Here is a 3,490-nt window from a genome sequence, read left to right as displayed (position 1 = left end):
ACATCGCCGAGAGCGTGGCGGTGAACGAGGGGCTGCCCGTCGTCATCTTCTCGATGGAAATGGGCGCCTCGCAGCTGGCCTTGCGGATGGTCGGCTCGCTGGGCCGCATCGACCAGTCGGGCCTGCGTACCGGACGCCTGCGTGACGACGACTGGGGCCGGTTGACCGAGGCGGTCGACAAGCTCTCGAAGGCCTCGATCTTCATCGACGAGACGCCGGCGCTGAACCCCGCCGAATTGCGCGCCCGTGCGCGCCGCCAGGCCCGCCAGTGCGGCAAGCTCGGCTTGATCGTCATCGACTATCTGCAGCTGATGAGTGGCACCGCCAGCTCCAGCGGTGAGAACCGCGCAACCGAGATCAGCGAAATTTCCCGCGGCTTGAAGGCGTTGGCGAAAGAGCTGAATTGCCCGGTGATCGCCTTGTCGCAGCTGAACCGTTCTGTCGAAACGCGGACCGACAAGCGCCCGATGATGAGTGACCTGCGCGAATCCGGCGCCATCGAGCAGGACGCGGACGTGATCATGTTCATTTACCGCGACGAATACTACAACAAGCCCGACGGCCCCAATCCGACCAAAGAGCCGGGCGTGGCTGAAATCATCATCGGCAAGCAGCGTAACGGCCCGGTTGGCACCGTGAAGCTCGCCTTCATCAAGCAGAACACCAAGTTCGACAACCTGGCGCCGGACGCCTACAGCAGCAACCAGGAGTACTGAGCGCCCCAGGGCTCGGCAGGCCGAGCCCGCCTTGCAGGCCGCGCCGAGCCGGTGGCTCGGCCCCCGCTAGGCACGAACAGTCCACTGGACTGTCCCGTGTCCGAGCGAGGCCCCCGAGGGGATCAAGGAACTCGGGAGCGGCCCTTCGTTTCCTTGAGAGCGTCGCCGTGTCCGGCAACGCACGGGTTGCTGAGATGGGTCTGGCGGGCGCAGGATGCTCGTCATGAAAGGCTGGAGCCTGCAAGCTCGGCTGGCAGTCCTCTTGCTGGCCCTGGTGGCCCTGCTGGGCGCGGCGGGCGCATTGGCTTTGCGCGGCCTGGGGCAGGCCGCGGCGTCCCTCGACACCGTCTACCGCGACCGTGTGCTGCCTCTGCAGCAGCTGGGGGCGATCTCCGAGGCCTACGGCGTGGGCATCGTGGCGGCGGTCGAGCGCGCGCGAGACGGCGCGATATCGGCTTCGCAGGCGCTGGCCAGCATCGAAGCTGCACAGGCCCGCATCGACCAGCAATGGCATGCCTACCGCCAGACCTACCTCGTCGAGCAAGAGGTTCAACTGATTGCTGAAGCCACTCCGCTGATGCAGCGCGCCAACCTGGCCGTGCAACAAGCGAAGAGTCTGCTGCTGGCATCGGATCAGGCGGGTTTGGCCCGTTTTGCGGCCACCGACATGTTTCCGGCCATCACGCCGGTGATCGAGGTGCTGGGCCGCTTGACGGCGGTGCAGCCCGAGGTCGCCCACATCGAGTCCGCCAACGCCCGCGCCACGTATCGGCGCACGCTGATCAGTGCGGGGGCGCTCGTGGCGCTGGCCTTGGCGGCAGGCGGTCTTCTCACCGCGTCGGTGCTGTCGCGCCACCTGCGCGACAAGCGGGTGGCCGACGCCCGCACCGCGCGAATCAGCCGCTTCCACCGCGCCCTGTCGCGCACCAACCAGCTGATCGTGCGCGAGGACGACGCGCAAAAGCTGCTCGAAGGCCTGTGCCGAGTTTGTGTGGACACCGGCCATGCCTTGCTGGCCAGCGTGCTGCTGCGTGAGGGCGACAACGCACGCCGGGTGGCCAATGCCGGACCGGCCGCGGAGCTGTTTGCCGGCCTGCCAACCGTAATCGATTTGACGCAGCCTCAGGTGCGCGACTCGCTGAGCCGCGAGGCCATGACCCGAGGCGAACCGGCGATCAGCCACGATGTCTCGAACGACCCGCGAACCGAGCCGTGGCAAGAGCGCGCGTGCCATCACGGCATCTGCTCGGCAGCGGCCTTTCCGCTGCGCCGCGGCGGGGCCGTTGTCGGGGTGCTGATGCTGTATGCCGAGGAAACGGGGTTCTTCGACATGGCGCTGGTGCAGCTGCTGGCCGAGATGGTCGGTGATGTCTCGTTCGCGCTCGACACGATCGACGGCAACACCGCGCGCCGCGCCGCCCAGCGCGAGATCGAGGCCGGCCTGCTGCGCTTTCGCCAGCTGTTCTACAAGGCGCCGATGTCGATCGTCATCCTTTCCGAGGGCAACGGCCAGGTGCGCGACATCAACGACTTCGGCAGCGAGCGGTATGGGTTGGCCCGCTCCGTGATGATCGGCCGCACGATGCGCGAAATGGGTGTCGGGCTGACCGACGAAGACCGGGCACGCTTCTACAAGCTCCTGGCGCGCGATGGTCGGGTCGAGCAGATGCCGGCGCAGGTGAGGGGAGCGCAGGGCCAGCTGCGCGATGTGCTGACCAGCGCCGAACGCATCGACTACCTCGGCGAACCTTGCCTGTTGGCGATGAGCCTGGATGTGACCGCCTTGCGCGCGGCCGAGCAGGCACAGCAAGCCCAGCACGAGGCCGAAGCGGCGAGCCGCTCGAAGACTGAGTTCCTCTCGCGGATGAGCCATGAGCTGCGCACGCCCTTGAACGCGGTGCTGGGCTTTTCCCAGCTGCTTCGTGGCGACCTGCGGCTTGCGGCCGATCAACAAGCCCAACTGGGCCACATTCACCAGGCCGGCCAGCACCTGCTGGCATTGATCAACGACGTGCTCGACATCGCCCGCATCGAAGAGGGCCGGATGAAAGTGGCACCGCAGGCCGTCGCGCTGGGGCCACTGGTGGCGGATGCCTGCCGCATGCTGGCGCCGCTGGCCGAAGCGCAGGCCGTGCGCATCGAGCCGGCGCCTCGCAGTGTCGATGCGGCGTGGGTGGAGGCCGACCCGATCCGGCTGCGCCAGGTGCTGATCAACCTGATGTCGAATGCGGTCAAGTACAACCGCCCGGGTGGCTGGGTGCGCGTCGAGTTGGCGCGTGATGCGGACCAGCTGTGGCTCAGCGTGCGAGACAACGGCATCGGCATGAGCACCGAGCAGCTGTCGCATCTGTACGAGCCCTTCAACCGCCTGGGGCGCGAGCGTGGCGCGGTGGAAGGCACTGGCATCGGCATGGCGCTGACGCGCCAACTGGTGCGTCTGATGCATGGGCAAATGGAAGTGATGAGCCTGCCGGACCAGGGCACGCAGGTCCGCCTGAGGCTGCCCTCGGCAGACGAAGAGCAGGTGGCGATGGCCGCCGCGCAGCAGGTGGTCGCCTCGGTGCAGGCTGCGGCCGGGGTGCCTATCGGCGTGGTGCTGTACATCGAAGACAACCCAGTCAACTTGCTGCTGGTCGAGCAGATGCTGGCGCGGTGGCCGTCCGTGCGGGTGGTGCAGGCCGAAGACGGCCGGACCGGGCTCGACCTGGCGCGCACCCTCAGGCCCGACGTGGTGCTGCTGGACATGCACCTGCCGGACCTGCACGGCGCCGAGG

General features: G+C 67.6%; 2 protein-coding genes. Both read left to right on the top strand.

Annotated features, from left to right (window positions below; all coding sequences use genetic code 11):
• Window positions 1–716, top strand: a 716-nt coding sequence (locus AC1DYI_RS29900; RefSeq protein WP_477207755.1) for a replicative DNA helicase, incomplete at its 5' end; no start/stop codon positions are given.
• 223 nt (window positions 717–939) lie between these two features.
• Window positions 940–3,490 (top strand): ATP-binding protein (locus AC1DYI_RS29895; protein WP_477207754.1); only part of this gene is annotated, 2,551 nt, incomplete at its 3' end.

This window comes from Ideonella sp. P3_A4 (assembly GCF_056403075.1).
Note: the sequence above shows the minus strand (reverse complement) of the source record. Positions and strands in the feature narration are given on the sequence as shown.